The sequence below is a fragment of the Lentzea nigeriaca genome, assembly GCF_016907955.1.
GTDB classification, from domain to species: domain Bacteria; phylum Actinomycetota; class Actinomycetes; order Mycobacteriales; family Pseudonocardiaceae; genus Lentzea; species Lentzea nigeriaca.
Genome location: NZ_JAFBCX010000019.1, coordinates 1 through 24,462 on the forward strand (window position 1 = coordinate 1; position 24,462 = coordinate 24,462).

Annotated in this window: 23 protein-coding genes and 1 pseudogene; 12 read left to right on the forward strand and 12 right to left on the reverse strand. The window is 67.7% G+C overall.

The window, feature by feature from the left end; translation table 11 throughout:
- Both JOD27_RS38145 and JOD27_RS38150 read right to left on the reverse strand, forming a co-directional pair.
- Positions 1-442 (reverse strand): annotated as a pseudogene (locus tag JOD27_RS38145) (hypothetical protein); the annotation flags it as partial.
- Between the two features lie 190 nt (positions 443-632).
- Positions 633-2,825 carry a P-loop NTPase fold protein gene (locus JOD27_RS38150; RefSeq protein WP_204767234.1) on the reverse strand — a complete coding sequence of 731 codons (2,193 nt, stop codon included), beginning with the start codon at positions 2,823-2,825 and terminating at the stop codon, positions 633-635.
- Positions 2,826-2,914: 89 nt separating this feature from the next.
- Here JOD27_RS38150 and JOD27_RS38155 point away from each other — a divergent pair, with 89 nt between their 5' ends.
- From JOD27_RS38155 to JOD27_RS38175, 5 genes are read left to right on the forward strand one after another with little or no spacing between them, the layout of a single operon-like run.
- Entirely contained in the window at positions 2,915-4,546 is a 1,632-nt protein-coding gene (locus tag JOD27_RS38155) for a circularly permuted type 2 ATP-grasp protein (RefSeq protein ID WP_239570909.1), read from the forward strand.
- A 13-nt stretch (positions 4,547-4,559) separates the two neighbouring features.
- Positions 4,560-5,507, forward strand: a complete 948-nt coding sequence (locus tag JOD27_RS38160; protein ID WP_204767235.1) for an alpha-E domain-containing protein — start codon at positions 4,560-4,562, stop codon at positions 5,505-5,507.
- 3 nt (positions 5,508-5,510) lie between these two features.
- Entirely contained in the window at positions 5,511-6,353 is an 843-nt protein-coding gene (locus JOD27_RS38165; RefSeq protein WP_204767236.1) for a transglutaminase family protein, read from the forward strand.
- Positions 6,354-6,412: 59 nt separating this feature from the next.
- A complete protein-coding gene (locus tag JOD27_RS38170) occupies positions 6,413-7,258 on the forward strand; it encodes a helix-turn-helix domain-containing protein (RefSeq protein ID WP_204767237.1) in 846 nt (281 codons plus the stop codon).
- Positions 7,233-7,409 carry a DUF397 domain-containing protein gene (locus JOD27_RS38175; protein ID WP_204767238.1) on the forward strand — a complete coding sequence of 59 codons (177 nt, stop codon included), beginning with the start codon at positions 7,233-7,235 and terminating at the stop codon, positions 7,407-7,409. Before JOD27_RS38170 ends, JOD27_RS38175 begins: the two co-directional genes overlap by 26 nt.
- Here JOD27_RS38175 and JOD27_RS38180 read toward each other — a convergent pair.
- Genes JOD27_RS38180 through JOD27_RS38195 form a run of 4 tightly spaced genes read right to left on the reverse strand, consistent with a single transcriptional unit; the run spans position 7,394 to position 9,593 of the window.
- A complete protein-coding gene (locus JOD27_RS38180; protein WP_204767365.1) occupies positions 7,394-7,816 on the reverse strand; it encodes a type II toxin-antitoxin system PemK/MazF family toxin in 423 nt (140 codons plus the stop codon). The genes JOD27_RS38175 and JOD27_RS38180 overlap by 16 nt on opposite strands.
- A 15-nt stretch (positions 7,817-7,831) precedes the next feature.
- On the reverse strand, positions 7,832-8,014 hold the full coding sequence (locus JOD27_RS38185) for a hypothetical protein (RefSeq protein WP_204767239.1): 183 nt from the start codon (positions 8,012-8,014) through the stop codon (positions 7,832-7,834).
- A gap of 29 nt (positions 8,015-8,043) precedes the next feature.
- Entirely contained in the window at positions 8,044-8,298 is a 255-nt protein-coding gene (locus JOD27_RS38190) for a hypothetical protein (protein WP_204767240.1), read from the reverse strand.
- Between the two features lie 14 nt (positions 8,299-8,312).
- Entirely contained in the window at positions 8,313-9,593 is a 1,281-nt protein-coding gene (locus JOD27_RS38195) for a protein-glutamine glutaminase family protein (RefSeq protein WP_204767241.1), read from the reverse strand.
- A 192-nt stretch (positions 9,594-9,785) separates the two neighbouring features.
- On the opposite strand from JOD27_RS38195, the gene lepA reads away from it, so the two are divergent.
- Complete coding sequence (gene lepA / locus JOD27_RS38200) at positions 9,786-11,621, forward strand: translation elongation factor 4 (RefSeq protein ID WP_204767242.1); 1,836 nt, start codon at positions 9,786-9,788, stop codon at positions 11,619-11,621.
- Between the two features lie 95 nt (positions 11,622-11,716).
- Positions 11,717-12,256: a Uma2 family endonuclease gene (locus JOD27_RS38205; RefSeq protein ID WP_307830573.1), complete on the forward strand. Its 540-nt coding sequence runs from the start codon at positions 11,717-11,719 to the stop codon at positions 12,254-12,256.
- A gap of 61 nt (positions 12,257-12,317) precedes the next feature.
- Here the strand turns inward: JOD27_RS38205 and JOD27_RS38210 are convergent, their stop codons facing one another.
- A complete protein-coding gene (locus tag JOD27_RS38210) occupies positions 12,318-12,917 on the reverse strand; it encodes a dihydrofolate reductase family protein (RefSeq protein WP_204767244.1) in 600 nt (199 codons plus the stop codon).
- A gap of 148 nt (positions 12,918-13,065) precedes the next feature.
- Between JOD27_RS38210 and JOD27_RS38215 the strand changes: the two genes are divergently transcribed.
- On the forward strand, positions 13,066-13,677 hold the full coding sequence (locus tag JOD27_RS38215; RefSeq protein ID WP_204767245.1) for a class I SAM-dependent methyltransferase: 612 nt from the start codon (positions 13,066-13,068) through the stop codon (positions 13,675-13,677).
- Here the strand turns inward: JOD27_RS38215 and JOD27_RS38220 are convergent.
- The 4 genes from JOD27_RS38220 to JOD27_RS38235 all read right to left on the reverse strand — a co-directional run bounded on the left by JOD27_RS38220 (position 13,674) and on the right by JOD27_RS38235 (position 17,244).
- Entirely contained in the window at positions 13,674-15,251 is a 1,578-nt protein-coding gene (locus JOD27_RS38220) for a peptide-N4-asparagine amidase (RefSeq protein WP_204767246.1), read from the reverse strand. The two genes, JOD27_RS38215 and JOD27_RS38220, sit on opposite strands and share 4 nt — an antisense overlap.
- A gap of 109 nt (positions 15,252-15,360) precedes the next feature.
- On the reverse strand, positions 15,361-15,588 hold the full coding sequence (locus JOD27_RS38225; RefSeq protein ID WP_204767247.1) for a hypothetical protein: 228 nt from the start codon (positions 15,586-15,588) through the stop codon (positions 15,361-15,363).
- Positions 15,589-15,662: 74 nt separating this feature from the next.
- Positions 15,663-16,094: an HD domain-containing protein gene (locus JOD27_RS38230; RefSeq protein WP_204767248.1), complete on the reverse strand. Its 432-nt coding sequence runs from the start codon at positions 16,092-16,094 to the stop codon at positions 15,663-15,665.
- Between the two features lie 10 nt (positions 16,095-16,104).
- Complete coding sequence (locus tag JOD27_RS38235) at positions 16,105-17,244, reverse strand: SGNH/GDSL hydrolase family protein (RefSeq protein WP_204767249.1); 1,140 nt, start codon at positions 17,242-17,244, stop codon at positions 16,105-16,107.
- 139 nt (positions 17,245-17,383) lie between these two features.
- Here JOD27_RS38235 and JOD27_RS38240 point away from each other — a divergent pair, with 139 nt between their 5' ends.
- The 4 genes from JOD27_RS38240 to JOD27_RS38255 all read left to right on the forward strand — a co-directional run bounded on the left by JOD27_RS38240 (position 17,384) and on the right by JOD27_RS38255 (position 23,060).
- Complete coding sequence (locus JOD27_RS38240; protein WP_204767250.1) at positions 17,384-18,838, forward strand: chitinase; 1,455 nt, start codon at positions 17,384-17,386, stop codon at positions 18,836-18,838.
- Between the two features lie 109 nt (positions 18,839-18,947).
- Positions 18,948-19,994: a nitronate monooxygenase gene (locus JOD27_RS38245; RefSeq protein WP_204767251.1), complete on the forward strand. Its 1,047-nt coding sequence runs from the start codon at positions 18,948-18,950 to the stop codon at positions 19,992-19,994.
- 10 nt (positions 19,995-20,004) lie between these two features.
- Positions 20,005-21,528, forward strand: coding sequence for a DUF885 domain-containing protein (locus JOD27_RS38250; RefSeq protein ID WP_307830574.1), 1,524 nt, complete (start codon positions 20,005-20,007; stop codon positions 21,526-21,528).
- Positions 21,528-23,060: a DUF885 domain-containing protein gene (locus tag JOD27_RS38255; protein WP_204767253.1), complete on the forward strand. Its 1,533-nt coding sequence runs from the start codon at positions 21,528-21,530 to the stop codon at positions 23,058-23,060. The genes JOD27_RS38250 and JOD27_RS38255 overlap by 1 nt, the downstream gene beginning before the upstream one ends.
- Here JOD27_RS38255 and JOD27_RS38260 read toward each other — a convergent pair.
- Entirely contained in the window at positions 23,032-24,456 is a 1,425-nt protein-coding gene (locus tag JOD27_RS38260) for an amino acid permease (protein ID WP_204767254.1), read from the reverse strand. The genes JOD27_RS38255 and JOD27_RS38260 overlap by 29 nt on opposite strands.
- Positions 24,457-24,462 lie beyond the last annotated feature (6 nt).

The window sequence follows — 24,462 nt, forward strand, 5'->3', positions numbered from 1 at the left end:
ATGGTACTGCACTGGTTACGGTGTGGGAGAGTAGGTCGCCGCCGAACTTAATGTGGCCCTGCGGGTCGAGTTGCCAAAAGCGACTCCCCGCAGGGCCTTTTTCATGGCTGAAAAAGTTGTCCGGCGCTGCGGCGCCACTCGCTGGGCAGCACGCCGAACGCGTTCCGGAACGACGCGTGAAGTGGGTCGGATCCTTGAAACCCCAGCGCCGGGCGATCATGCCGATGGATAGGTGCCGTGAGCCGGATGGGCCAGCTGATCCACTGCTCCAGCCGCAGGCGGCGTGAGCACAGACGCGGTGCAGGTGACGCGGTGAGATCGCGAGCGCCGCGGCGATCGTCGCGGGGGAGAGGTCGGGTTCGCGCAGGTGCTGCCGCACGTGGGCGCGGGCCTGGACGATCAGGGTCTGCTCGACGATGTCGCGGGTGCGGTGCCAGGGCATCCTGGTCCGCCCTGGGCGCCCCGACAAGAACCTCGACGACCTCGCCGTGGGCCCCGACGGCAAGCCCTACGTCACCGCCCACACGAGCCGCGAACTCATCAAGCAAGAACCCGACGGCCGCACGCTTCGAACCGGGCACGCGCACGATGTTCGTCACGCACGCCTCGGGCAAGGTCCTGAAGGTCCGCCTCTAGAACAACCTGTCCGCCAGCCCCGCAACCGCTTGCGCATCGCAGTCGCGAAGCAACTCGCGCAGGTTCGCCGCAGCCTTCCGGTCGGAGTAGGCGAACCCGAGCTTGGCGATCGTCGCGCCCCACCGGACGTCGTCGTCGACCGCGTTGGCCAGGTCCTGCCACCCGCCACGGAGGCGGTGCAGGTAGGCGGGCCATCTGACCGCGATCTCGGCTACGGCGACCAGGTGGCACGCCTGCTTCACGTCAGCCGAAGCCAGCACTCGCAGGTAGAACTGCCAGACGTTCAGCAGCCGCTTCTCCTCGCGCACCGACTGCTCCGGCTGCGCTCGGAGCCGGCGCCGCAGGTGCTCACGCACGTCGGCGTGCCGCTCGATCGCGATGATCACCCTCTCGACTTTCTCGACGGGGGACGGGATCAAGTGGGCGGCCAGCTCGCTCAATTCGATCTCCAGGTCTGGCGTCCATCGCACGTCCACCCCACGTGGTGGCACCGGCTGCTCACCGTGGACAAATCCGAGGTGGGCCTCCAGCAAGCGGTCGGCGTTGTCCTCGGTGGTGCGTGGCAGTCGCACCGGGAGTTGGACGAGCTTGCGCAGGAATGTCCATCCAGGACTCGGATCGTCCGGGTGCGCAACGACTTTCGCGTCGGCGAGCTCCTTGTAGGCGTGGTCCACATGGGACGCGACCACCGACGCGTCGACACCCAGCACGAAGCGCGTGGCCGGGAAATCGTCCGAGAGGAACACGTTGATCGCCTCGAACACCTGAGCTGTGGTCCGCGGTGTGCACCGGTCGAGATCGTCGATCAGCAGCACGACCTGGTAACCATGCGTGCCGAGATCGGTGAGCAACGCCTTGACGTCGTGCTGCACGAGGTACAGATAACCGGATTTGGCGTGGTAGTACGGATCGCGGATCAACGGATCCGTGGCAGGGCCCGAGAAAGCGTTGCTCGCGACCGGTCCCGCGAACAGCTCTCCCGGCAGGAACGCCGAAGCCCTGTCCCAGAAGTAGCGCTTTCCGGTGTGCAGCACGCCGAGCACAGCCAGCGCGGCCGTCGCGACCCACGCCCACGGCACGTTCAACTTGGTCAGCTGCGCCAGCAGCGACAGCCCGAAACCCAGCCCGGCGAACGACAGCAGCGGTGAGTGGATCCGCTTCCACAGCTGGCGCTGCAGGTGCCGGCGATCCACCTTGTGGGCGTTTCTCGCGAACCAGTACCGGTCTTTGGCGTTCCGGTCGGGCATGATCGCCGGCTCCGCTGCCGATGCCACGGCTTGGGCGACTCCCGCCCAGACCTGTTCGCTCGACTGGTGCCGCCACGGGTTGAACGACGTCGTCAGCCACTTGTTCGGTGGTTTCGGCAGAGTGGCCTGGACCGGCGGGCGGTAGAGCATTCGATCCGCGCCGAACACGGTGAGCTTCCGTCCGCGTGGCGCCTCCTCCAGTTCGCCGGCCAGCTTGCCCCGCACGAACTCCAGCACGGTGCTCTTGCCTGAACCCCACGCGCCCTCGACGGTGATCACCGTCGGACCGTCGTCCGCTGTCAGCACCTCGGTCAGCGCGGTCACGAGCGCCGACCGGTCCAGCAAGTCCTCCGTGGCCACCCGGTCGCTGAACCCCCGAGTCGACACCGGACCGGTTCTGGGAGGTACGGGGAGCTGCGGGTCCCAGATGTGCAGCAGGCCTCGTGGTCCACCGGAGGCGATCTTCGGAAGACCGTCGGAGCCGAGGTAGCCGAGCAGCACGGTCGTCTGCCCACCCGGTAGACCCATGCGGAGCTGTTCGCCGGTCCGGAGGTCCCACAGCTTGATCGTGCCGCCGCCGCTCATGAGCAGCGGATCGCCGTCCGATGGGCACAGTCCGAGTGTCGCGATGTCGTCGCGGTGCCCTCTCAGCGTGCGTGCGCCCCCGACGCCGCGGACGGTGATGTCCGGACCAAGCGCCATCACCTTGCCGTCGTTGGTCGACAACTGGCCCGAGCGCGCGGCATGCCAGTACTCCCTGGGCCCGCCCGTGTACTCCGCACCCGTGTTCGCGTGGACGATGACCTCGAACCGTCCCTCCAGCGACACTTTCAGTAGCGGATCCTCCCGGACCTCCCGGTTGACCGCGATCGCGGTGATGGGTGCTCCGAGCTCGATGACGCGGTCCAGGCTCATCCGCGGTGTTGGATCGGGAGAACTCACGGCTGGAAAGTACCGAGTTTCGTTTCTGGGAGGTTTCTGTCTGGGCTGACTAGTGCGCGATCGGCGTAACAGGGGTGAAGATGTGGACCATGGAACGCCGCCGAGCCCGCACCTCAGGACTGCGCCGCAGCCGCACGGTCACCACGCCGAGGCTCGGTGAGCTGTTCAACGGCTATCTGAACCCTCAAAGGCCGCATGCCGGCGCCTATGACGAGATGTTCTCCACCGACAACGGGGTGCGATCGGCTTATCGCGCGCTGTACGAGTCGGTCGCTCCGTCGCAGGTCAACGAGCTGAACGCGCGGAGCGAGGCGCTGGGCAGGGCCTTCGTCGACCAAGGCATCACGTTCAGTCTCAGCGGTCAGGAGCGGCCGTTCCCGCTCGACCTCATCCCGCGCATCATCACGGCCAGTGAGTGGGCGAAGCTCGAACGGGGCATCGTGCAGCGGGTGCGGGCGATGGAGATGTTCCTCGCGGACATCTACGGTGACGCGCAGATCGTCCGGGATGGAGTGTTGCCTCGGCGTCTCATTACGTCATGCGAGCACTTCCACCGGGAGGCGGCCGGGATCAACCCGCCCAACGGGGTGCGCATCCACGTCGCGGGTGTCGACCTCGTGCGGGACGAGCAGGGGACGTTCCGGGTGCTCGAGGACAACCTGCGGTGTCCGTCCGGGGTGAGTTACGTGATGGAGAACCGGCGGACGATGGCGCGCGTGTTCCCCGACTTGTTCGCACGGCATCGCGTGCGCGCGGTGGGTGACTACGCGGTGCATCTGCTGAGGTCGTTGAGGAACGCCGCGGCGCCCAACGCGGCGGATCCGAATGTTGTGGTGCTCACGCCCGGTCTGGCGAACTCCGCCTACTTCGAGCACTCGTTGCTCGCGCGGCAGATGGGTGTGGAGCTGGTCGAGGGGCGGGATCTGTTCTGCCGTGACAACTTCGTGTACCTGAGGACCACCGAGGGTGAGCGGCAGGTCGACGTCATCTACCGGCGCATCGACGACGACTTCCTGGATCCCGTGCACTTCCGGCCGGACTCGGTCCTGGGCATCGCGGGGCTGTTGAACGCTGCCAGGGCGGGCAACGTCGTCATCGCCAACGCCGTGGGCAACGGGGTGGCGGACGACAAGCTCGTCTACACCTACATGCCGGAGATTCTGCAGTACTACCTCGGTGAGAAGGCGTTGCTGCCCAACGTCGACACGTTCCGGTGCTGGCTGCAGGACGAGCGGGCGCACGTGCTCGACCACCTCGACGAGCTCGTCGTGAAGCCCGTCGAGGGGTCGGGCGGGTACGGGATCGTGTTCGGGCCCGACGCCAGTGCCAAGGAGCTCACCTCGCTGCGGAAGCGGATCAAGGCCAACCCGCGCGGGTGGATCGCGCAGCCGGTGGTGCAGCTGAGCACGGTGCCGACGAAGGTGGGCGACAAGCTGGCGCCGCGGCACGTGGACCTGCGGCCGTTCGCGGTCAACGACGGCAACTTCATCTTCGTGCTGCCCGGTGGGTTGACGCGGGTGGCGTTGCCGGAGGGCAGCCTCGTGGTCAACTCGTCGCAGGGTGGCGGGTCGAAGGACACGTGGGTGCTGGCGGCGAAGTCGTCGACGCAGGAACGCGAGCTGGCGGAGCCCGGACTGGCTGGACCGTCCGAAATGGAGGCTGCGGTCGCCGAGCAGGGGCCGGAGCTGACCACGTCCCAGCAACAGCAACAGCAGCAGTAGGGAGGCGCGCGAAATGCTGGCACGCAACGCGGAGTCGCTGTACTGGATCGGCCGCTACGTCGAACGGGCGGACGACACGGCGCGCATCCTGGATGTGTCTGTGCATCAGCTGCTCGAAGACGCGACGGTCGACCCGGACGCCACTTCGCGGCAGCTGCTGACGGTTCTGGGGATCACACCGCCGGTGGGCGCGGACCAGTTCGACGTGTGGTCGTTGACCGAACTGGTGGCGTACAACAAGGACAACCCCAGCTCGATCGTCAGCTCCGTCAACAGTGCGCGCGAGAACACCCGTGGTGCGCGCGAGGTCGTGTCGACGGAGATGTGGGAGTGTCTCAACGCGATGTGGAACGCCGTCGCGGAACGGCAGACCTACGCGCGCGCGATGGGGCCGCACGCGTTCTTCAGCTTTGTGGAGGAGCGGGCGGCGATGTTCGCCGGGCTGGCCGACTCCACGATGTCGCGGGACGACGGGTGGCGCTTCCTGGTGCTGGGGCGGTCCGTCGAGCGCGTGGACATGATCGTGCGGCTCCTCCTCGCCCGCGTCGGCGACAAGGCTTCTTCTCCTGGCTGGGTAACGGTTTTGCGGTCGGCCGGCGCCCACGACACGTATCTGCGGACCTATCGCGGGGCGTTGGACGCGTCGCGGGTGGTGCAGTTCTTGTTGCTGGACAGGCTGTTCCCGCGGTCGGTGTTCCACGCGTTACGGCAGGCCGAGTCGTGTCTGGAGCAGCTGGAGAACCAGCCGTCGGTGCGGGTCGGCGCGCGGGCGGAGGCGTTGCGGTTGCTCGGCAAGGCTCGCAGTGACCTGGAGTTCTTGCGGCCGCATGATTTGCTGCCCGACTTGCCGAAGCGGTTGGCCGCGTTGCAGAAGACCGTGCGGGACGTCGGCGAGGCCGTGTCGCAGCAGTACTTCCACTCGGCGCCGTGGGTCGCCTGGACGAACACCGAGGTGGGCTGACCTATGAGCTGGCGAGTGCGTGTTGTGCACACGACGGGCTATCGGTACGAGGCGCCAGTGGTGCAGTCGTACAACGAAGCGCGGTTGACGCCGCGTGGGGATCGGAAGCAGAACGTGGTGGTCTCGCGCATCGAGACCAACCCGGCCACCCGTGCGTACCGGTACACCGACTACTGGGGCACGGAGGTCACCTCCTTCGACCTGCACGCGCCGCACACCGAGCTGAAGGTCGTCGCGTCGTCGGTTGTGGAGACCAGCTCCGAGATCGAGCCGGTGACTTCGGGTTCGTGGGCGGACCTGCGCGAGGACAACCTCGTCGACCGCTACACGGAGTTCCTGGAGCCGACGCGCTACACGCCCCGCAACCGCGAGCTGCTGGCCAAGGCGCGGGAGCTGAAGAAGGGCAACTCGCCGTCGGACGCCGTGCTGGCTGCCTCCGAGTGGGTGTGGGAGCAGCTGAAGTACCAGCCCGGGTCGACCGGTGTGCACAGTTCGGCCGTGGACGCGTGGCAGGAACGCAAGGGCGTCTGCCAGGACTTCGCGCATCTGACGTTGGTGTTGTTGCGCGGCATGGGGATTCCGGCGCGTTATGTGTCCGGATACCTGCACACGAAGAAGGACGGTGCGCCGCGAGAGACGGTGCGCGGTGAGTCGCACGCGTGGATCGAGGCGTGGACCGGCGGGTGGTGGGGGTACGACCCGACCAACGCGATCCCGGTCGGGCCCCGGCACGTGTGGGTCGCGCTCGGGCGTGACTACGCGGATGTGGCGCCGTTGAAAGGGATTTACTCCGGAGGAGCGGCTACCGCGCTGGAAGTGACGGTCGAGATCACGCGGCTCGCCTGACGGTTTTCACCCGAACGAGCCTGTTCATTGGAGGCGGGGCAAGGCCTAGCGTCGGACCTATGACTGTGATCACAGCGACGGTGTGCAGCAGGGCTCTGGGTGACGAGCTGCGCCGCATCAGGGAGACGTGCACCGACCTGGGCGGCGCCCAGATGGCGATGCGACTGGGCTGGCACCCGAGCAAGGTGACCAACATCGAGAAGGGCAAGGCGCGCGCCAGCGAGATCGATCTGGTGCAGTTCCTGACGATGTGCGGCAAGGACATCGACTACTTCGAGAACTTCCGGAGCCGCTACAAGAACGCCTTCGAGGAGTACGTGGTGCGGGTGCACGACGACCTGCGCACGCTCGCGTTCGCTGAGTCGACCGCGAAGACGATCACCAGTTACAGCCCGAGCGGCGTACCTGGACTGCTCCAGACACCCGAGTACGCCGATGCCTTGTACCGGTTGGGTGGTTTCGTGGCTGAGGAGCGGATCGCGAACCTCGTGCGGTTCCGCATAGATCGGCAGGCGATCCTGCGGCGACACAACCGGCCGTCTTGCTTGTTCTACATCCACGAGGCGGCCCTGCGGCTGCGGGTCGGGGACGACTCGATCATGGAGGACCAGTACGCCAGACTCTTGTTCGACGCGCACGTCATCCGGATCGTGCCTGCGCATGTCGTGGTTCCTTCGTCCGGCTGTGTGCTCTGGGAGTATCAAAAGGCGTACCCGGTCGCTTTCGGCGAGACCGACCTCGCGAAGCTGTTCGTGCAGGATCCGGGGGCGATCGCACGGACGAGGCTGCTCTTCGGCCACCTGGATGAGGTCGCTTTGGATGCGGGACAATCGCGGAGCAAGCTGGCGGAGTACGTCGGCCAACCGCGAGGGGAACTCGATGTCTCAGGACCGCACCTGGCGTAAGAGCAGCTACAGCGACGCGACCGAGAACGGTGAGTGCGTCGAGGTCTCATTTGCCCAGGACGTGCTTGTTCGCGACTCCAAGAACGCCGACGCGGGCACGCTGACGTTCAGCGCACCCGCGTGGCGTGCGTTCGTTCAGCGCCAGCCGTGACGTTCGCGTAGGGCGTCCACGACCTGGCCGAAGGCGGCGGGTGCCAGCACGGCACCCTCGCGCCGGATGTCGTCGTCCGAGTCCAGAGCGAAGACCCGGTCGAGGCGCAGGTAGGACGGGCGGCCGTCGCGGTCCCACGCGCCCGAGCCCAGTTCCAGGTAGTCGTCGCGCGGCTCCTTCGACGAGAGCATCAGCGCGATCAGCTCGCCGTTCGCGCGGCCCACGACCAGCAGCGGGCGGTCCTTGCCGCGCGATGTGTCCTCCTCGAAGGGGACCCAGGCCCAGACGACCTCGCCGGGGTCGGCGTCGCCGTCCATCGAGGGCTCGTACTCGAGCTTCGCGGCGTCGGCAGCGTCGTAGATCTCCCGGACCGCACCGCGAGCCGGGCGGGGGTCCTCACCGTTCATCAGCACGGAGGAACCTTAGTGGTTTTCCGGGGCGGGGCCGGCGTCCGTGGTGCCTCCGTCCTCGGCGAGTGCGGCGGGCGCGGCGGCGGCCGGACCCGCGGAGAGCGCCTCGGGTTCGGCGGACTTGATCACCTCCGCCCCGCCCTCGCGGTTGATCTTGATGACTACGTCCCGCTCGGTGTCGTCGAGCTCGATCACGATGCGCACCGTGGTGCCCCCTCACGTGGTCAGGAAAGGACCGCGAACCGGCCGTCGAAGGTGACCGTGGCGGCGGTCAGGTTCTTGACCGTGATCCAGTACGTGCACTGGGTAGAGCTCGCTCGCTCGACGGCCACGTCCCAGTCCACCTGCGGTGCGCCGGACACCGCGGACGTGGGCATGACGTACCAGACGACGTGCCACCCGACCGGCCATCCGTAGGTGAACCACCGGTGCGAGGTGTTGGGTGCGAGGCTTGCGCTGAACTGCGTTCCTGTCCACATGGCGGTGCCCCCGATCAGGTGCTGAGAACGTCGTAGCGGCCCTCGAATCGGACCGTGTGCGGGCTCGAGTTGGTCACGGTGATCCAGTAGGTGGCCTGGGTGGCGTTGGCCCGTTCGACCGCGACCGACCACGAGAGCGTCGGTGTGCCGGGGCAGATCAGGGTCGGCATGATCGTCCACACCACGTGCCAGTTCGCCGGCCAGCCGAAGGTGAACCACCGTCGGCTCGTGTTGGCGGCGACGGTCCCGAACCACTGCGTGCCCGGCGGCCGCGCCAGGCAGTTGGCGTACGGCGGCGGTCCGCTCGACCCGGCGGCCCTGAGCTGCAGTTGTGCGCGGTACGTCGCGAGCACCGAGTTCGTCTGGCTGTACGTCGGGTCGAACGTGAGCCCGCCGCTGAAGGTCCGGTGGAACACGTCGGCGCCGGTCGGCACCAGGCTCGCGGCCGGGTCGCCCTGCACGGACGCCCAGGTTGCCCGCGGCACCGGGTTCGGGAAGAGCGCCGGGTCGACCACGTACGTCTCACCGCTCGTGAGCGTGAGCGTCGGTGCCACGTGCCAGCCCCAGTACACGTTGCAGTCGGGCTTGTTGAAGCTGACCACGTGCAGGTTGCCGTAGATCCACACCTTGTCCGGCTGCACCCCGGCGCCGATCATCAACCGGCACATCTCGTGCGCCCGTCCCCAGCACCCGTCGTCGGGATAGGTGAAGGGAATTCCAGGTGAAATCGGATTCGCCGAACACGCCGTGCGGTTGTTGACGAGAGTGAACATCTCGTTCGCCCTGGCGAGTGTCACCGGTGTGCCGAGAACTCCGCTCTCACCGGTTTCCGCGCTTTCCGCGCGCACTTTTGGGTCAGGCCGGACATCGATGATCTCGTGCTCGTCGAGGGTTTCCGTGACGAGTGCCGGCTCCTGGCTCTCGTACGCCCGGCGCAGCGCGGCCAGCAGCTCGCCGAACTCGGGGTTGCCGCGCGACAGCCGGTGCCGGGCCTGCGAGACGACCAGTTCGACGTCCACGCCGTCGTCGCGTTCCCGCAGCTCACCGACCACGACCGGCAGCGGGCACAGCACCTCCGTGATCACTCCCGTCGCGGGGTCGAACTCCACGTAGGCGGACAGTCCGGCCGCGCGCATCTCGTCCAGCGCGGCCAGCCAGCCGGTGGCCCTGGAATCCTCGAGATCCAGCCGGGCAGTGCTCCCGCTCCGGAATACCACGGCGCGATATCGCGTTTCCACGTGCGCCTCGGTCGCCAGCTCGCTGACTTCTTCGACCAGAACGTTTTCGCGCGGCATCGCCCGACTTTATTGGGGGAGGGCATTACGCACACAGAGCCGAAAGCCCATGTCATTTTGCTATGCTTCGGCCATCGGAGTGACGTGCGACGGGCCGGTGCGGCGGGGCCGGGCCGGACCAGTGGTGCGGAGCACGTCGGCAGCTATGGGACCATAAGGGGACACCCGTCCGATTTCCTGCTGAGGACCACCTTGACCACGTTCGCCGACACGACGTTCACGTCGCCGGAGCTGATCCGGAACTTCTGCATCATCGCGCACATCGACCACGGCAAGTCGACGCTGGCCGACCGGATGCTGCAGCTCACCGGCGTGGTCGAGGAGCGGGCGATGCGCGCGCAGTACCTCGACCGCATGGACATCGAGCGGGAGCGCGGCATCACCATCAAGGCGCAGAACGTGCGCCTTCCGTGGCAGGTCGACGGGCAGGACCACGTTCTGCACATGATCGACACGCCCGGCCACGTCGACTTCACCTACGAGGTGTCCCGCGCCCTGGAGGCGTGCGAGGGCGCGATCCTGCTGGTCGACGCCGCGCAGGGCATCGAGGCGCAGACGCTCGCGAACCTGTACCTGGCGATGGAGAACGACCTCACCATCATCCCGGTGCTGAACAAGATCGACCTGCCCGCCGCGGACCCGGACAAGTACTCGAAGGAGATCGCGCACATCGTCGGCTGCGAGCCGGAGGACGTGCTGCGCGTCTCGGCGAAGACGGGCGTCGGTGTCACGGAGCTGCTCAACGAGGTCGTCAAGCAGGTGCCTGCCCCGGTCGGCGAGGCGGACGCCCCGGCACGCGCCATGATCTTCGACTCGGTCTACGACACCTACCGCGGCGTCGTGACGTACATCAGGGTCGTCGACGGCAAGATCACGCCGCGCGAGCGCATCAAGATGATGTCGACGGGTGCCACCCACGAGATCCTCGAGGTCGGCATCATCTCGCCGGAGCCGAAGCCGTCGCGCGGTCTCGGCGTCGGCGAGGTGGGCTACCTGATCACCGGCGTGAAGGACGTCCGGCAGTCCAAGGTCGGCGACACGGTCACGTCCGAGAAGAAGGGCGCCACCGAGCCGCTGGCGGGCTACCGCGAGCCGCGCCCGATGGTCTACTCGGGCCTCTACCCCGTCGACGGCTCCGACTACCCGGAGCTGCGCGAGGCGTTGGAGAAGCTGCAGCTCAACGACGCGGCGCTGACGTTCGAGCCGGAGACCTCCGCCGCGCTGGGCTTCGGTTTCCGCTGCGGCTTCCTGGGCCTGCTGCACCTGGAGATCACCCGCGACCGCCTGGAGCGCGAGTTCGGCCTCGACCTCATCTCCACGGCGCCGAACGTCGTCTACCGCGTGATCATGGAAGACGGCACCGAGCACGTCGTGACGAACCCGTCCGACTGGCCGGAGGGCAAGCGCGCCGAGGTGTACGAGCCCGTCACCAAGTGCACGATCATCGCGCCGTCGGACTACATCGGCGCGATCATGGAGCTCTGCCAGTCCAAGCGCGGCATGCTGGGCGGCATGGACTACCTGTCCGAGGACCGCGTCGAACTGCGCTACACGATGCCCCTCGGTGAGATCATCTTCGACTTCTTCGACTCGCTGAAGTCCCGCACGCGCGGCTACGCGTCGCTCGACTACGAGGAGTCCGGCGAGGCCGAGGCCGACCTGGTGAAGGTCGACATCCTGCTGCAGGGCGAGGCCGTCGACGCGTTCTCCGCGATCGTGCACAAGGACCACGCGTACGGCTACGGCACGCGCATGGCCACGAAGCTGCGCGAGCTGATCCCGAGGCAGCAGTTCGAGGTGCCGATCCAGGCCGCGATCGGCTCCCGCGTGATCGCCCGCGAGACGATCCGCGCGATCCGCAAGGACGTTCTTGCCAAGTGCTACGGCGGTGACATCACCCGTAAGCGCAAGCTGTTGGAGAAGCAGAAGGAAGGCAAGAAGCGCATGAAGATGGTCGGCCGGGTCGAGGTGCCGCAGGAGGCCTTCGTCGCCGCACTGTCCACTGAGGAGCCGAAGGGCAAGAAGTAGCCCTGGTGTTCGGTCGCGTCACACGATCGGGTGGCGCGACCGACGAGGCCCGGATTTGGGCCGAAACTGTCATACCCCTCTGACACGCGACTGGCGTGCACGGGCGTCCCTTTACGGTCGAGGACCTGGAGGGCATGCCCGATGATGGCAACCGATACGAACTCATCGACGGGATGCTCCTGGTGAGCCCGGCGCCGGGTGCCCGGCACCAGAAGATCGTCGCGAAGCTGGTGGTCAAGCTGGATCCCTCGTGCCCAGATGATCTGCACGTGTTGCCGGCACCGTTCGCGGTACGGCCATCGCACACCCTGGAAGTGCAGCCAGACCTCCTGGTGTGCAGCGACAGCGATCTCACGGACAAGCTGTTGCCGGTCGCTCCGCTGCTCGCCGTCGAGATCCTGTCGCCTAGTACTGCGCTCAACGACCTCAACACCAAGAAGGCGGTCTACGAGCGACTGGGTGTGCCGAGTTACTGGGTCATCGATCCGGACGTGCCGACGTCGACCGTGTTCGAGTTCGGCGCCGACGGCCTGTACGAGAAGACGGTCGTCGCCAAGGCCGACGACGTGTTCGAAGCCACGAAGCCGTTCCCGGTGCGGTTCTCGCCCGCTGAACTGCTGGGCACCCTCAAGTAGCTTTCGCCGGCTCGGTGACGCCTCAGTCCCCACGTGCATGGCCACGAAGGGCGATAGGTAGTCACCTGGTCACCCGGTAGGTCACGTGCGTGAAGCCGTGGCCTGCGCGTGACTCCACCTGCTCCAGGTCGAGTGCCGGCACGCCGTCGAACAACCGCGTGCCCGCGCCGAGCGTGATCGGCACGATGCGCAGCCGCAGCTCGTCGACCAGGCCGGCCCTGAGGTACTGGTTGATGGTGGTGGCGCCGCCGTGGATGGAGATGTTGCCGTCGCCCGCCGCCTCGCGCGCGAGCTTGAACGCGGCCTCGATGCCGTCGGTGACGAAGTGGAACGTGGTGCCGCCCTCCATCGGCTGCGGCTCGCGCGCGTGATGCGTGAGCACGAAGACCGGCGCGTGGTACGGCGGGTTGTCGCCCCACCAGCCGTTCCACGGGCGGTCCCACTCGCCGCGGACCGGGCCGAACATGTTGCGGCCCATGATGAACGCCTTGGTCTGCGCCAACTTGTCCTGCTGGAACTGGCGTTCGGCGGGGTCTTCGTACCAGGCGTGCAGCTTGCTGCCCCAGCCGTCGCCGCCGTCGTCGCCGAACGGGCGGTCCTCGGACTGGTTGTGTCCGGCGGAGTAGCCGTCGAGGGAGATCGTCAGGTCGCAAGTCACCATGAGGTTCAGGGTGGACCGGTCTTGGTCTGACGTCCAATGCCAAACCGTGCGACTCCAACGGGTCGGGCGTGGCATCCGGCTGCTGCCGTCGTTGCCGCTTTGGCAACGTAAGTTGCCAGTCCGGCATGCCCGCGCGCATCTTGGGAGCATGACGACTGCACAGGAGTTCTGGGAGTCCTTCTACTCGGAGCGGGACCAGGTGTGGTCCGGCAAGCCGAACCCGTTGCTGGTGCGGGAAGCCGAGCACCTCACGCCTGGCAGCGCACTCGACGTCGGGTGCGCGGAGGGCGGCGACGCCGTGTGGCTCGCCAAGAGAGGCTGGCGGGTGCTGGGCGTGGACGTGTCGCAGGTGGCGCTGGACCGGGCGCTGAAGCACGCCTACGACGAGGGCGTCGAGATCGCGGTGGAGCGGCACGACCTCAAGGAGACGTTCCCCGAAGGGCTGTTCGACCTGGTCAGCGCCCAGTTCCTGCACTCGCCGGTGGAGGAGGACGGGGAGCGCGACAGCATCCTGAAGCGGGCCTCGCAGGCGGTGGCACCGGGCGGGCACCTGATCATCGGCGGGCACGCGGGGGCGCCGTCGTGGTCGGAGCACCAGCACTACTACTTCCCGACCACCAAGGACGTGCTCGACCACCTCGCGTTGACGGACAACTGGATCGTCATCACCGACGAGGTGGTCGAGCGGCCTCTGGTCGGGCCGGACGGTCAGGAGGAGACGCGCAAGGACAACGTCCTCACCGTCAAGCGTCTCTACTAGACCACGTACCCGTGTTCGGTCTTCAGCGTGCGCTGGCAGAAGCGGCCGTCCACCGTGCCGCGCCAGCGTTCGCTGGACGACCCGTCCGCGTAGGAAAGGACGCCGTTGGTCCGCCCGAAGCCGCCCTGCGTGTCGATGGTGTCGTCGCTGAACTTCGCCCCCTCGCCGACCGTCCACAAGCGACGTCCCATGTGGACCCTCGCGTCGATGCGGTAGTTGTTGTCGTTCACGATGTTCTGCGTGACGTCCACGTTGAGCGGGAAGTCGAACCCGTCGAGCCTTCCCTTCGACGAGTACGTGCCCCTCACGTTCTGGTCGGTCTTCTGCCTGGTCGCCTTCTCCGCGAGTGAGGTCGTGTTGTCGAACGTCCAGGCGCCCTGGGAGAAGACCTGCTGCGTGCCGCGAGACGTCCTGATCACGCCGCTGGTCCGCCAGGTTCGCCGCACCTGCGTCCTGATCGTCACGTCCAGGTCCGTGCCGGTCGTGGACGTCCTGACCTCCGCGGCGGGTACGTCCGCGAGGGTCAGTGTTCCGGTCACCCGCTGGACGCGCGGATCCGTGGTGGCGAAGAGGTTTCCGCCCAACGTCCAGTCGTCGACGATCCCGCGCGGCGGTACCAGCTCGATCGTGTGCTGCTTCCCGTCGGTCAACGTGCCGATGAACGGGCTCAGATCGATCGTGTACGGCAGTGTGTCGATGGCGTCGACGGCCGAGATCGGCCGCCACAGCATCGGCGCCACCCCACCGGTGTAGATCACCGAGTACGGGGCGACCACGCCGGCGGACCGCCCGTCGACGCGTACCTCGACCTCGCGATACGTTCCGCCACCGCACAGTCCGGCTTCCGGGAACCGGGCGGCGAGGTCGCTCGGCACGTTCGACCACCAGAACTCCTCACAGCCGCCGCCGCGCGCGTAGATCTCGGCGGTCAGCTTCGCGGTGTTCGGCGGAACGGTGACCTGGCGAGTGAAGTTCTTGCCGTCTTTGAGGAACTGCCAGCCGGGTTGATGAGCGTCGGCGGCGAGAGGCAGCACGACGTCGGCCTGCCGGGGTGCCGGGTACTTCGTCGTCGCCTGGTAGTAGGTGATCGTCACCTCGATGTCGAACGGCCCGGTGTAGGTGTCGTTGACGACGTTGCCGAGATCCACCACGAACGGCTGCGCCTTGGTCAGCAGCGGTGCGAAAGCCGTGATGTCCCGGTCGAAATGCCACACGATGCCCGACGGGTCCGGCTCCGGCGTCGACGTCCGCAACACCTCCGCCCCGCCGATCCACAACCCGGCGAGCCGGTCGAACTGGCGTCCCTTGCTGCGGCCCGTCCAGTCCAGCACGACCTTCGTCCACGGCCCGGCGCACTCCGGTGCTGGCGCGAGCGTGCCGACGAACGGCTGCCCGTAGGAGTTCGCGAACGTGTGCCGCATCGCCGTGACAGTGCAGGACTTCGTCGGCGGCCGGCTCACCGCCGGAATCGCCTGGAGCGGGTCCTGGTAGTCCGTGACCACCCGGTCGGCCTTCGCCACGGGCACCGGCAGCAGCGCGAGCACGGCCAACGCCGTGGCAAGGGTTCGACGCATGGCCGGACGTTAGCGCCGTCGTGCCGTGAGGTGCACTCGTTCACGGTTGCCGGGAAACGCAAAGGCCACCCGCGGCAACGCTGCCGGGGTGGCCCACACATGAACCCTGTCAGGCGGAACGGATCAGCCGGTCCATCGCCTGACGGTTGATGATCGAACGGAGCTCGCTCGTCTCCTCGGCCGTGTGGCGGGCGAGGATGGCGTCCAGTTCGAGGCGGTCGCTTTCGGAGGTGTAGCTGGCCAACTGCCGCTCCAGGCTCCGGCGCTTCAGTCGAGCGTCGCGGCGGGTCGCCAGGCTCGAGCGCAGGGACTTCACGGACAGGTCGTGGCGGGTCATCGTTTCCTTCCAATCTTGGTTACGAATCGATAATACACCCTGTTCAGGCGACCTGTACCGATGAAGAAGGTTAGTTAACTCACGAACTCGTCGAGCAACCTCAGCGCGGTGGCGTACTTGATCTCCAGCCGGGCCCTCGTCTCGTCGTCCAGACGGGCCATGCGGGCAGGGGAGAGGTTGTCGGCGATGTCCGCGCGCTTCACGGTCACCGCCAGCGGGTTCGCGGCCACGCGGCGCAGGTAGTCGGCCTGCGGCTCGTCCGGCAGGTGTGACAACGCCACGACGGCGTCCACGACCGCCGAAGGGCATCCCCGCGACGACAAGTCCGCGGCGGTCACCGAGGTGTCCTCGATGACGTCGTGCAGAACGGCGGCCATCTGCGCGTGTTCACCCGATACCGATGCCATCACTCGGAGCGGATGTCCGATGTACGGACGGCCTGACTTGTCGACCTGGCCGTCGTGCGCGGAGGTGGCGATGGCGATGGCGTCTGCGAGGGTGAACACGCGCATCAAGCTAAAGCAGCGAGAGGTCCACCGCCTGGCCCATCGCCTGATAGCCCGCGTCGGTGAGGTGCAGGCGGTCCGGTCGCGCGTACTCGTCGCGCAGCCACGCCGGGCGCGCGGGATCGCGTACGGCGGCGTCGAAGTCCACGATGCCGTCGAACGCGCCCGAAGTCCGGATCCAGGAGTTCACGGCGGAACGCACGGCCTCGCGTGCGTCGGTGTAGTTGGCGTAGCCGCCCATCGGCGTGATGGTGCCGCCGAGAACTCTCACGCCACGGGAGTGCGCGAGAGAGATCACCCGCAGGTAGCCGTCGCGCAGTTCCTCGAACGTGGCGTCGGGCTTGGCCTTGATGTCGTTGATGCCCTCCAGCACGATCAACGTCCGCACGCCTGACCGTTGCAGCACGTCTCGTGGCGTCCGTGCGATGCCGGAAACGCCGTACGTGCCATCGCGGAGGAGTTGGTTGCCGGAGATTCCGGAGTTCACCACGCCCAACGACGTCCGTGACGCCAGCACGTCGGTCCACCGGCGGTGTGCGCCGCCGGTGGAGCCTGACCCGTCGGTGATCGAGTCGCCCAGTGCCACAACGGACCCGCGCACGGGCGAGGTCACGGACACCTCGGACAGGTAGTACCAGGACGACACCTTCTGTGTGAACGCCGCACCGTCGGAGTCTCCAGCGTGGTCGCCGGGAGCCACGTAGTTCGTGGCCAGCGCACTGCGGTGATACGTCGCCACGGCCGGCGCCGACGAGGCCCAGATCGACACGGCGAGGGAGGAATCGGCGGATGTCCGCAACGCCACCGGGTCCGACAGCACCTCACCGCCGCGCGGCACGACGACGGACTCGCGACCGCGGAAGGTGACGCGACGGGCCTGGTCTCCCAGCGCGGCACCGGTTCCGGCCGCGGCCACGGACGCCCTGCCGACGGTGAGATCGCCGGAGCTGAACACGTTCGAGAGCCTCACCCGCACCGTCGAGCCGCCGACGGTCAGCCGGACGACGTTGCGAACCGTGTAGGAGGTGCCGCTGACATCCGATGTCACGGGTGTTTGCATCGCGGAACCCCACGCCGCCACCCAGCCGGGGGAAGCGTTGGCGGGCGACACAAACCCCAGCAACAAAGCCAGAACAGCCAGTACGCGCATGTCACTCCCTCGGTAACACGGCGGCGCGCTCAGCCTAATACATCCGATGACCAGTGCAATGCTTGACCGAGGGTAGTGGTCTAGTCCATTTTTAGTCCAACTCACAGCATGGCCGCCGCATGATGTGTGGAGGTGGACCATGTCCAAGACCAGACGAGCAGCGATCGCGCTGCTGTCCGCGCTGTTCGCCTGTGCCGGTCTGGTGTTGGTGATCAACGGCAGCGCCAGCGCCGCGAACCTCGCGGCCAACAGCGGTTTCGAGGCCGGCAACCTGAGCGGCTGGACCTGCTCGGAGGGCACGAGCGTCACCACGGGCACGAAGCGCACCGGCAGTTACGCACTGCAGGGCGCGCCGGCCGGGCAGAGCAACGCGCGATGCCAGCAAACCGTGACGGTGCAAGCGAACACGGCCTACAAGCTGACCGCGTGGGTGCAGGGCAGCTACGTCTACCTCGGCGTCACGGGCGGTGTGGAGAAGCAGACCTGGACGCCGAGCACGAACGGCTTCCAGCAGCTCACCGTCGACTTCACCAGCGGTGCCGCCACCAGCGTGACGATCTACGTGCACGGCTGGTACGGCCAGCCCACCTACTACGCCGACGACGTCAGCCTCGACGGACCGGGCACGCCGCCAACGACCACAAGCACCACCACTACGACGACAACGACCACCACCACCACGACCAGCAATCCGCCGAACACCGGTCTGCCCAAGCACGTCCTGACGGGCTACTGGCAGAACTTCTACAACGGTGCGCGCGCACTCAGGCTGTCCGACGTCCCCACCACCTACGACATCGTGGCGGTGTCGTTCGCCGACGCGACCGGCACGCCGGGACAGGTCTCGTTCACGCTCGACTCCGGCCTGAGCAGCCAGCTCGGCGGCTACACCGACGCCCAGTTCAAGGCCGACGTCAGGACGCTGCAGAGCCGCGGCCAGAAGGTGATCATCAGCGTCGGCGGCCAGAACGGCACGATCAGCGTCGGCGACTCCACCTCGGCGACCAACTTCGCCAACAGCATCAAGTCCCTGATCGCCGGCTACGGCTTCAACGGCGTCGACATCGACCTCGAGAACGGCGTCAACTCCACCTACATGGCACAGGCGCTGCGCAGCATCCACGCCGGTGGCGGCACGGTGATCACGATGGCCCCGCAGACGATCGACATGCAGAGCACCGGCGCGGAGTACTTCAAGCTGGCGCTGAACATCAAGGACATCCTGACGATCGTCAACATGCAGTACTACAACTCCGGCTCGATGCTCGGCTGCGACCAGCAGGTCTACAGCCAGGGCACGGTCAACTTCCTGACCGCGCTCGCGTGCATCCAGCTGCAGAACGGCCTGCGTCCCGACCAGGTCGGTCTCGGGCTGCCCGCGTCGCCGTCCGGAGCAGGCGGTGGCTACCAGTCGCCGGCGAACGTCAACAACGCGCTCAGCTGCCTCGCCCGCGGCACCAACTGCGGCACGTTCAAGCCGAGCACGACCTGGCCGTCGATCCGCGGCGCCATGACGTGGTCGATCAACTGGGACGCGTCGAACAACTGGCAGTTCGCCAACACGGTCGCCCCTCATCTGGACTCCCTGCCCTAGATGATGGTCCGTCCGTCGTAACCGCCGGAGAAGCCCCTGTTTCCTTGCGTCATCAAGGACACAGGGGCTTTACCGGGCATCCACCGCCAGGTCCAACTAGGTTGTGCACATGTTCCACACGCTGGCCGTGCCCGTGATCGCCGCGCCCATGGCGGGCGGCGCCTCCACCCCCGAGCTCGTCGCCGCGGTGAGCGAGGCCGGTGGGTTCGGGTTCCTCGCGGCCGGTTACCTCACCGTCGAGCAGCTCGCGGAGAAGATCGACCAGACGAGCCGGCTCACGAGCGCGCCGTTCGGGGTCAACCTGTTCGTGCCCGGCACGCGCCCGACCGCCGACATCTCGTCCTACGTGGACCGCGTCACGGCCTGCGCGGAGAAGATCGGGGCCGTGCCCGGCGATCCGCGCTGGGACGACGACAACTACGGCGGGAAGCTCGAACTGGTGCTCGCGTTGCGGGTTCCGGTGGTGTCGTTCACGTTCGGGCTGCCCGACGCCGACGACGTGCAGCGGCTCAAGGCGACCGGAACCACGATCGTCGTCACGGTCACCACCCCCAGCGAGGCCAGGCAGGCCCAGCAGATCGGCGCGGACGTCCTGTGCGTGCAGGGCGCGGACGCCGGGGCCCACCGCGGCACGTTCACCGACGACGGCATCTCGCCCGGCGGCGGCGAGCTGTACGGGACGCTCGCCGCGTTGTCGCTCGTCCGCAACGCGGTCGACCTGCCGGTGATCGCGACCGGCGGGCTCATGAGCGGCGCCGACGTCGCCGCCGTGCTGGCGGCGGGGGCGGTCGCGGCGCAGCTCGGCACCGCGTTCCTGGGCTGCCCGGAGGCCGGAACCGCTGCGGCGCACCGGGAAGCGCTTGCCGAAGGGGATCGCAGGACCGCGCTCACGAGGGCGTTCAGCGGACGGCCCGCACGAGGGCTCGTGAACCGGTTCCTCATCGAGAACACGCCGTACGCGCCGGCCGCGTACCCGAACGTGCACCACCTCACCAAGCCGGTGCGGGCGACCGGTGAGCCGGAGGTCATGTCGCTGTGGGCTGGCACCACCTATCCGCTCGCGACGGCGGAACCGGCGGCCGACCTCGTGCGAAGGCTCCACACGGAGCTCACCGATGTGGTCAATTCCTTGGCGCAGCGCTTCCGGCGCGGCTAAGAAGGACAGCGTGACCTCGCTCTCCGATGAGACGTTCCGGGCGATGATGGACTGGAACCCGCTGTTCGCCACGGTCGTCGGCGTGCCCGGCTGGGACGACCGGCTCGAAGACCACAGCGTCGACGGCCAGCAGGCTCTGCGCGCCCGGCTGGAGGACATCCTGCGCCGGGTCGACGGAAGCGACGAGAGCGCGGTCGCGAAGGACGTGATCAGGCACCAGGCCACCTCGATCATCACCCTGCTCGACGCGCGGCTCGTCGAGCACACGGTGGCCCGCGGCCTGAACGCCCCGGTCGCGGTCCTGCTGAGGATGGCTTCCCAGGTGGACTTCTCGCAGCGGCTGCACCTGGTTCCCCGGTTCCTCGACCAGGTGACGGAACGGCTGCGGAACACCGACCGCAGGCCGTTGCGCCGGCACGTCGAGAACGGGGCGGCCCACGTCGAACGGTTCCTCGCCTCGCCCGTGCAGGAGTGGGAGGGCGACGCGGACCTGCGCCCGGCGTTCGCCCGGTACCGCGAGTTCCTGCTGTCGCTGGAGGGACGCGACGACGAGCACGCCGGCCTCTGCTGGCTGCCCGACGGTGAGGCCAACTACGCGAAGCTGGTCCGTGACTACACGACCACCTCGTACACCCCGGCCGAGCTGCACCAGCTCGGGCTCGACCTGATCGCCCGGTTGCGCGAGGAGTACGCGGAGATCGGTTCGCGGGTGTGGGGTACCACCGACGTGGCGGAGATCTTCCGGCGGCTGCACACGGAACTGTTGTGGGACAACGAGGACGAGATGGTCGCCAACGCGGTGCAGGCCGTCGCGCGGGCGGAGGCCGAGGCACCGAACTGGTTCGGCCGGCTGCCGAAGGCGCGCTGCGAGGTCCGGCTCGTGCCGGAGGTGGACCGCCGCAGCGCCCCGTTCGCGTACTACGTGGACGCCGCGCTCGACGGGTCCCGTCCCGGCGTGTACTTCCTGAACCCGTTGAACGCCACCGAACGCAGCCGCACGGTCTCGGAGGTCACGGCGTTCCACGAGGCGACGCCGGGCCACCACCTGCAGCTCTCGCTCGCCGCCGAGACCGAGCTGACCAACCTGCGCAAGTTCGCGTTCATCGACTCCTACATCGAGGGCTGGGGCCTCTACACCGAGCGGCTGGCCGACGAGATGGGCCTCTACTCGTCGGACGTCGACCGGCTGGGCATGCTCGGGCTCGACGCTATGCGCGCCGGGCGGCTCGTCGTCGACACGGGCCTGCACGCGCTCGGGTGGTCGCGGCAGCAGGCCGTCGACTACCTGCGCGAGAACACCGCGATGGACGACACGGAGATCAACTCCGAGGTCGACAGGTACATCGAGACGCCGGGGCAGGCGCTCGCGTACATGGTGGGGCGGCTGGAGATCCAGCGGTTGCGCGAGGAGGCCAGGTCCGCCATGGGCGACCGGTTCGACATCAAGGCTTTCCACGACCTGGTGCTGGAGAACGGCGTGGTGCCGTTGTCCACACTGGGCGATCTTGTCACCACGTGGTCGGGGAGGGCCTGATGTCGCTCGCGGACGAGATGTTCCAGGCGTGCATGGACTGGTCGCCGATCTCCGCCACGATGTACGGCCTGCCCGGCTGGGACGACCAGGTCGAGGACCTGAGCGTGGAGGGCGAACAGGCGCTGCGGGCGCGGATCACCGACATTCTGCGCCGGACCGAGACGAGTGAGGAGGACCCCGTCACGCTCGCCGTCATCAGGCACCAGGGCGAGTCGATCGTGGCGCGCATCGACGCCAAGCTCATCGAGCACACCGTCGCGACGGGCCTGAGCGCGCCGGTGAACGGCCTGCTCATGATCGCGTCGCAGCTCGACGTGTCGCAGCGGCTCGGCAAGTTCGCCCGCTACATCGAGCAGGCGGGCGACCGGCTGCGCCACTCCGACCGCCGGCCGCTGCGCCGTCACATCGAGGCCGGGAAGACACGCCTGGAACGGTTCCTGGCCGCGCCGGCGCAGGAGTGGGAAGGCGAGTACTCCGGCGAGATCCGCTCGGCCGTGGCCGGGTTCCGCGACCTGCTGGCGTCCATTGAGGACGGTCGCGGGGACGACAAGCCCGGCCTGTGCTGGCTGCCCGACGGCGAGCAGAACTACGCGAACCTGGTCCGCAACTACACGACGACCTCGTACAGCCCCACCGAACTGCATCATCTCGGGCTCGACCTGATCGCCCGGTTGCGGGACGAGTACGCGGAGATCGGCTCCCGGCTGTGGGGCACCGGTGACGTGCAGGAGATCTTCCGGCGGCTGCGCACGGAACTGTTGTGGGACAACGAGGACGAGATGGTCGCGAACGCCGTGGAGGCGATCGCACGGGCCGAGGCCGAGGCGCCGAACTGGTTCGGCCGCATGCCGAAGGTCGGGTGCCAGGTGCGTGCCGTCGACCCCGCGGAGCGGGAGACGGCGCCGATCGCGTTCTACCTGCCCGCGCCGCTCGACGGCAGCCGCCCCGGCACCTACTGGCTGAACCCGTTGGGGGCCACCCAACGCAGCCGCACGTTGTCCGAGGCCACGGCGTTCCACGAGGCGGTGCCCGGCCACCACTACCAGCTGAGCATCGCGGCCGACACCGGCATGCACAACATCCGCAGGTTCGCGTTCATCGAGGCCTACCTGGAGGGCTGGGGCCTCTACACCGAGCGCCTCGCCGACGAGATGGGCCTGTACTCGTCGGACGAACAGCGCCTCGGCATGCTCAGCCTCGACGCGATGCGCGCCGGCCGGCTGGTCGTCGACACGGGCATGCACGCGTTCGGCTGGACGCGGCAGCAGGCCGTCGACTACCTGCGGGAGAACACGGTCATGACCGAGCCCGAGATCACCTCGGAGATCGACAGGTACATCGAAGTGCCCGGTCAGGCGCTCGCGTACATGGTGGGACGCATGGAGATCCAGCGGGTGCGCGCGGAGGCAGAGGAGAAGCTGGGCGACCGGTTCGACGTGCGCGCGTTCCACGACCTGGTCGTGGGGAGCGGCGCGGTGCCGCTCCCCGTGCTGAACGACCTCGTCACCGCCTGGACTGCTGCTTCTCCATGACGGAGTTGCGCTTCGAGTAGGCGAAGTAGATCACCATGCCGATCACGAACCAGACCGCGAACCGCAGCCAGGTCTCCGGGGCGAGGAACGTGATCAGCCAGACCGAGAACACCACACCGATGATCGGCACGATCGGCATGCCCGGCGTCCTGAACGTGCGCGGCAGGTCTGGCTGCTTGTAGCGCAACACGATCACGGCGACGCAGACGACGACGAACGCCAGCAGGATGCCGATGTTGGTGAGCTCGGCGGCCTCGGCGATCGGCAGGAACCCGGCGATGACCGCGGAGGCGATGCCCAGCACCCAGGTGATGCGCGACGGCACGTGCTTCACCGGGTGCGTCTTCGCGAACCACCGCGGGAGCAGGCCGTCGCGGCTCATCGAGTAGCCGACGCGGGCCGCGCCCAGGAGGAACGTGAAGAGCACCGTCGTGATGCCGAGGATGGCACCGACGCTGATGATGATGCCCAGCCAGTGGAAGCCGATGTCCGCGAACGCCGTGGCGAACGCACTTTCCGCGTCGACGTCCTTGTAGTTGACCATGCCGGTCAGCACGAGGCAGGCCAGCACGTACAGGACCATCGAGATCGCCAGCGAGTAGATGATCGCCTTGGGCATGTGCCGCTGCGAGTCCTTCGACTCCTCGGCCGCCGTGCTCATCGCGTCGTACCCGAACACCGCGAAGAAAACCGTTGCCGCGCCGGTGAAAGCGCCGGACAGTCCAAACGGGAAGAACGGGTTGTAGTTGTCGGTGTCGATGTGGAAGACGCCGACGCCGATCACCAGCAGCACGACGGCGATCTTCAGGTACACCAGCGTGGTCTCGAACCGTGCAGCGTTCTTCATGCCGAGGTTGAGCACGTACGCGATCAGCAGGCAGAGGATCACCGCGAACAGGTTCACCTTGTAACTTCCGGGTTCGACGCCGTGGCCTTCTGTGCCCGGCGCGCCCAGCATCCACTGCGGCAGATGGATGTCGAGGAGGCTCAGCAGTTCCGTGAAGTAGCCGGAGATGCCGATCGCGACCACCGCCACGATCGCGGTGTACTCCAGCAACAGGTCCCAGCCGATGAACCAGCCGACGATCTCGCCCAGTACCGCGTAGCCGTAGGTGTAGGCGCTGCCCGCCTTGGGGATCAGACCGGCGAACTCCGCGTAGGAGAACGCGGCGGCGGCGCTCGCGACACCCGCCACGAGGAACGAGATCAGCACGGCCGGGCCTGCCGTCTTGTTCGCCACGGCGCCCGCGAGCGAGAAGATGCCCGCGCCGATGATGCCGCCGATGCCGATCGCGGTGAGCTGCCACAGGCCCAGCGTTCTGGTGAGCCCGTCGCCCTTGTCCTCCGCGATCTGGTCGATGGGCTTGCGCCGGAAGACGCCCTGCGCCGTGCTCATGGCTTC

Excerpts from the sequence above, each read along its gene's own strand:
- JOD27_RS38245 (WP_204767251.1), top strand. The coding sequence starts at position 18,948 with ATGTTCCACACGCTGGCCGTGCCCGTGATCGCCGCGCCCATGGCGGGC.
- JOD27_RS38180 (WP_204767365.1), bottom strand. The coding sequence starts at position 7,816 with ATGAACGGTGAGGACCCCCGCCCGGCTCGCGGTGCGGTCCGGGAGATC.
- JOD27_RS38175 (WP_204767238.1), top strand. The coding sequence starts at position 7,233 with ATGTCTCAGGACCGCACCTGGCGTAAGAGCAGCTACAGCGACGCGACC.
- JOD27_RS38155 (WP_239570909.1), top strand. The coding sequence starts at position 2,915 with ATGGAACGCCGCCGAGCCCGCACCTCAGGACTGCGCCGCAGCCGCACG.
- JOD27_RS38220 (WP_204767246.1), bottom strand. The coding sequence starts at position 15,251 with ATGCGTCGAACCCTTGCCACGGCGTTGGCCGTGCTCGCGCTGCTGCCG.
- JOD27_RS38240 (WP_204767250.1), top strand. The coding sequence starts at position 17,384 with ATGTCCAAGACCAGACGAGCAGCGATCGCGCTGCTGTCCGCGCTGTTC.
- JOD27_RS38160 (WP_204767235.1), top strand. The coding sequence starts at position 4,560 with ATGCTGGCACGCAACGCGGAGTCGCTGTACTGGATCGGCCGCTACGTC.
- JOD27_RS38210 (WP_204767244.1), bottom strand. The coding sequence starts at position 12,917 with ATGGTGACTTGCGACCTGACGATCTCCCTCGACGGCTACTCCGCCGGA.
- JOD27_RS38260 (WP_204767254.1), bottom strand. The coding sequence starts at position 24,456 with ATGAGCACGGCGCAGGGCGTCTTCCGGCGCAAGCCCATCGACCAGATC.
- JOD27_RS38170 (WP_204767237.1), top strand. The coding sequence starts at position 6,413 with ATGACTGTGATCACAGCGACGGTGTGCAGCAGGGCTCTGGGTGACGAG.
- JOD27_RS38225 (WP_204767247.1), bottom strand. The coding sequence starts at position 15,588 with ATGACCCGCCACGACCTGTCCGTGAAGTCCCTGCGCTCGAGCCTGGCG.
- JOD27_RS38255 (WP_204767253.1), top strand. The coding sequence starts at position 21,528 with ATGTCGCTCGCGGACGAGATGTTCCAGGCGTGCATGGACTGGTCGCCG.
- JOD27_RS38215 (WP_204767245.1), top strand. The coding sequence starts at position 13,066 with ATGACGACTGCACAGGAGTTCTGGGAGTCCTTCTACTCGGAGCGGGAC.
- JOD27_RS38165 (WP_204767236.1), top strand. The coding sequence starts at position 5,511 with ATGAGCTGGCGAGTGCGTGTTGTGCACACGACGGGCTATCGGTACGAG.
- JOD27_RS38190 (WP_204767240.1), bottom strand. The coding sequence starts at position 8,298 with ATGTGGACAGGAACGCAGTTCAGCGCAAGCCTCGCACCCAACACCTCG.
- JOD27_RS38195 (WP_204767241.1), bottom strand. The coding sequence starts at position 9,593 with ATGCCGCGCGAAAACGTTCTGGTCGAAGAAGTCAGCGAGCTGGCGACC.
- JOD27_RS38235 (WP_204767249.1), bottom strand. The coding sequence starts at position 17,244 with ATGCGCGTACTGGCTGTTCTGGCTTTGTTGCTGGGGTTTGTGTCGCCC.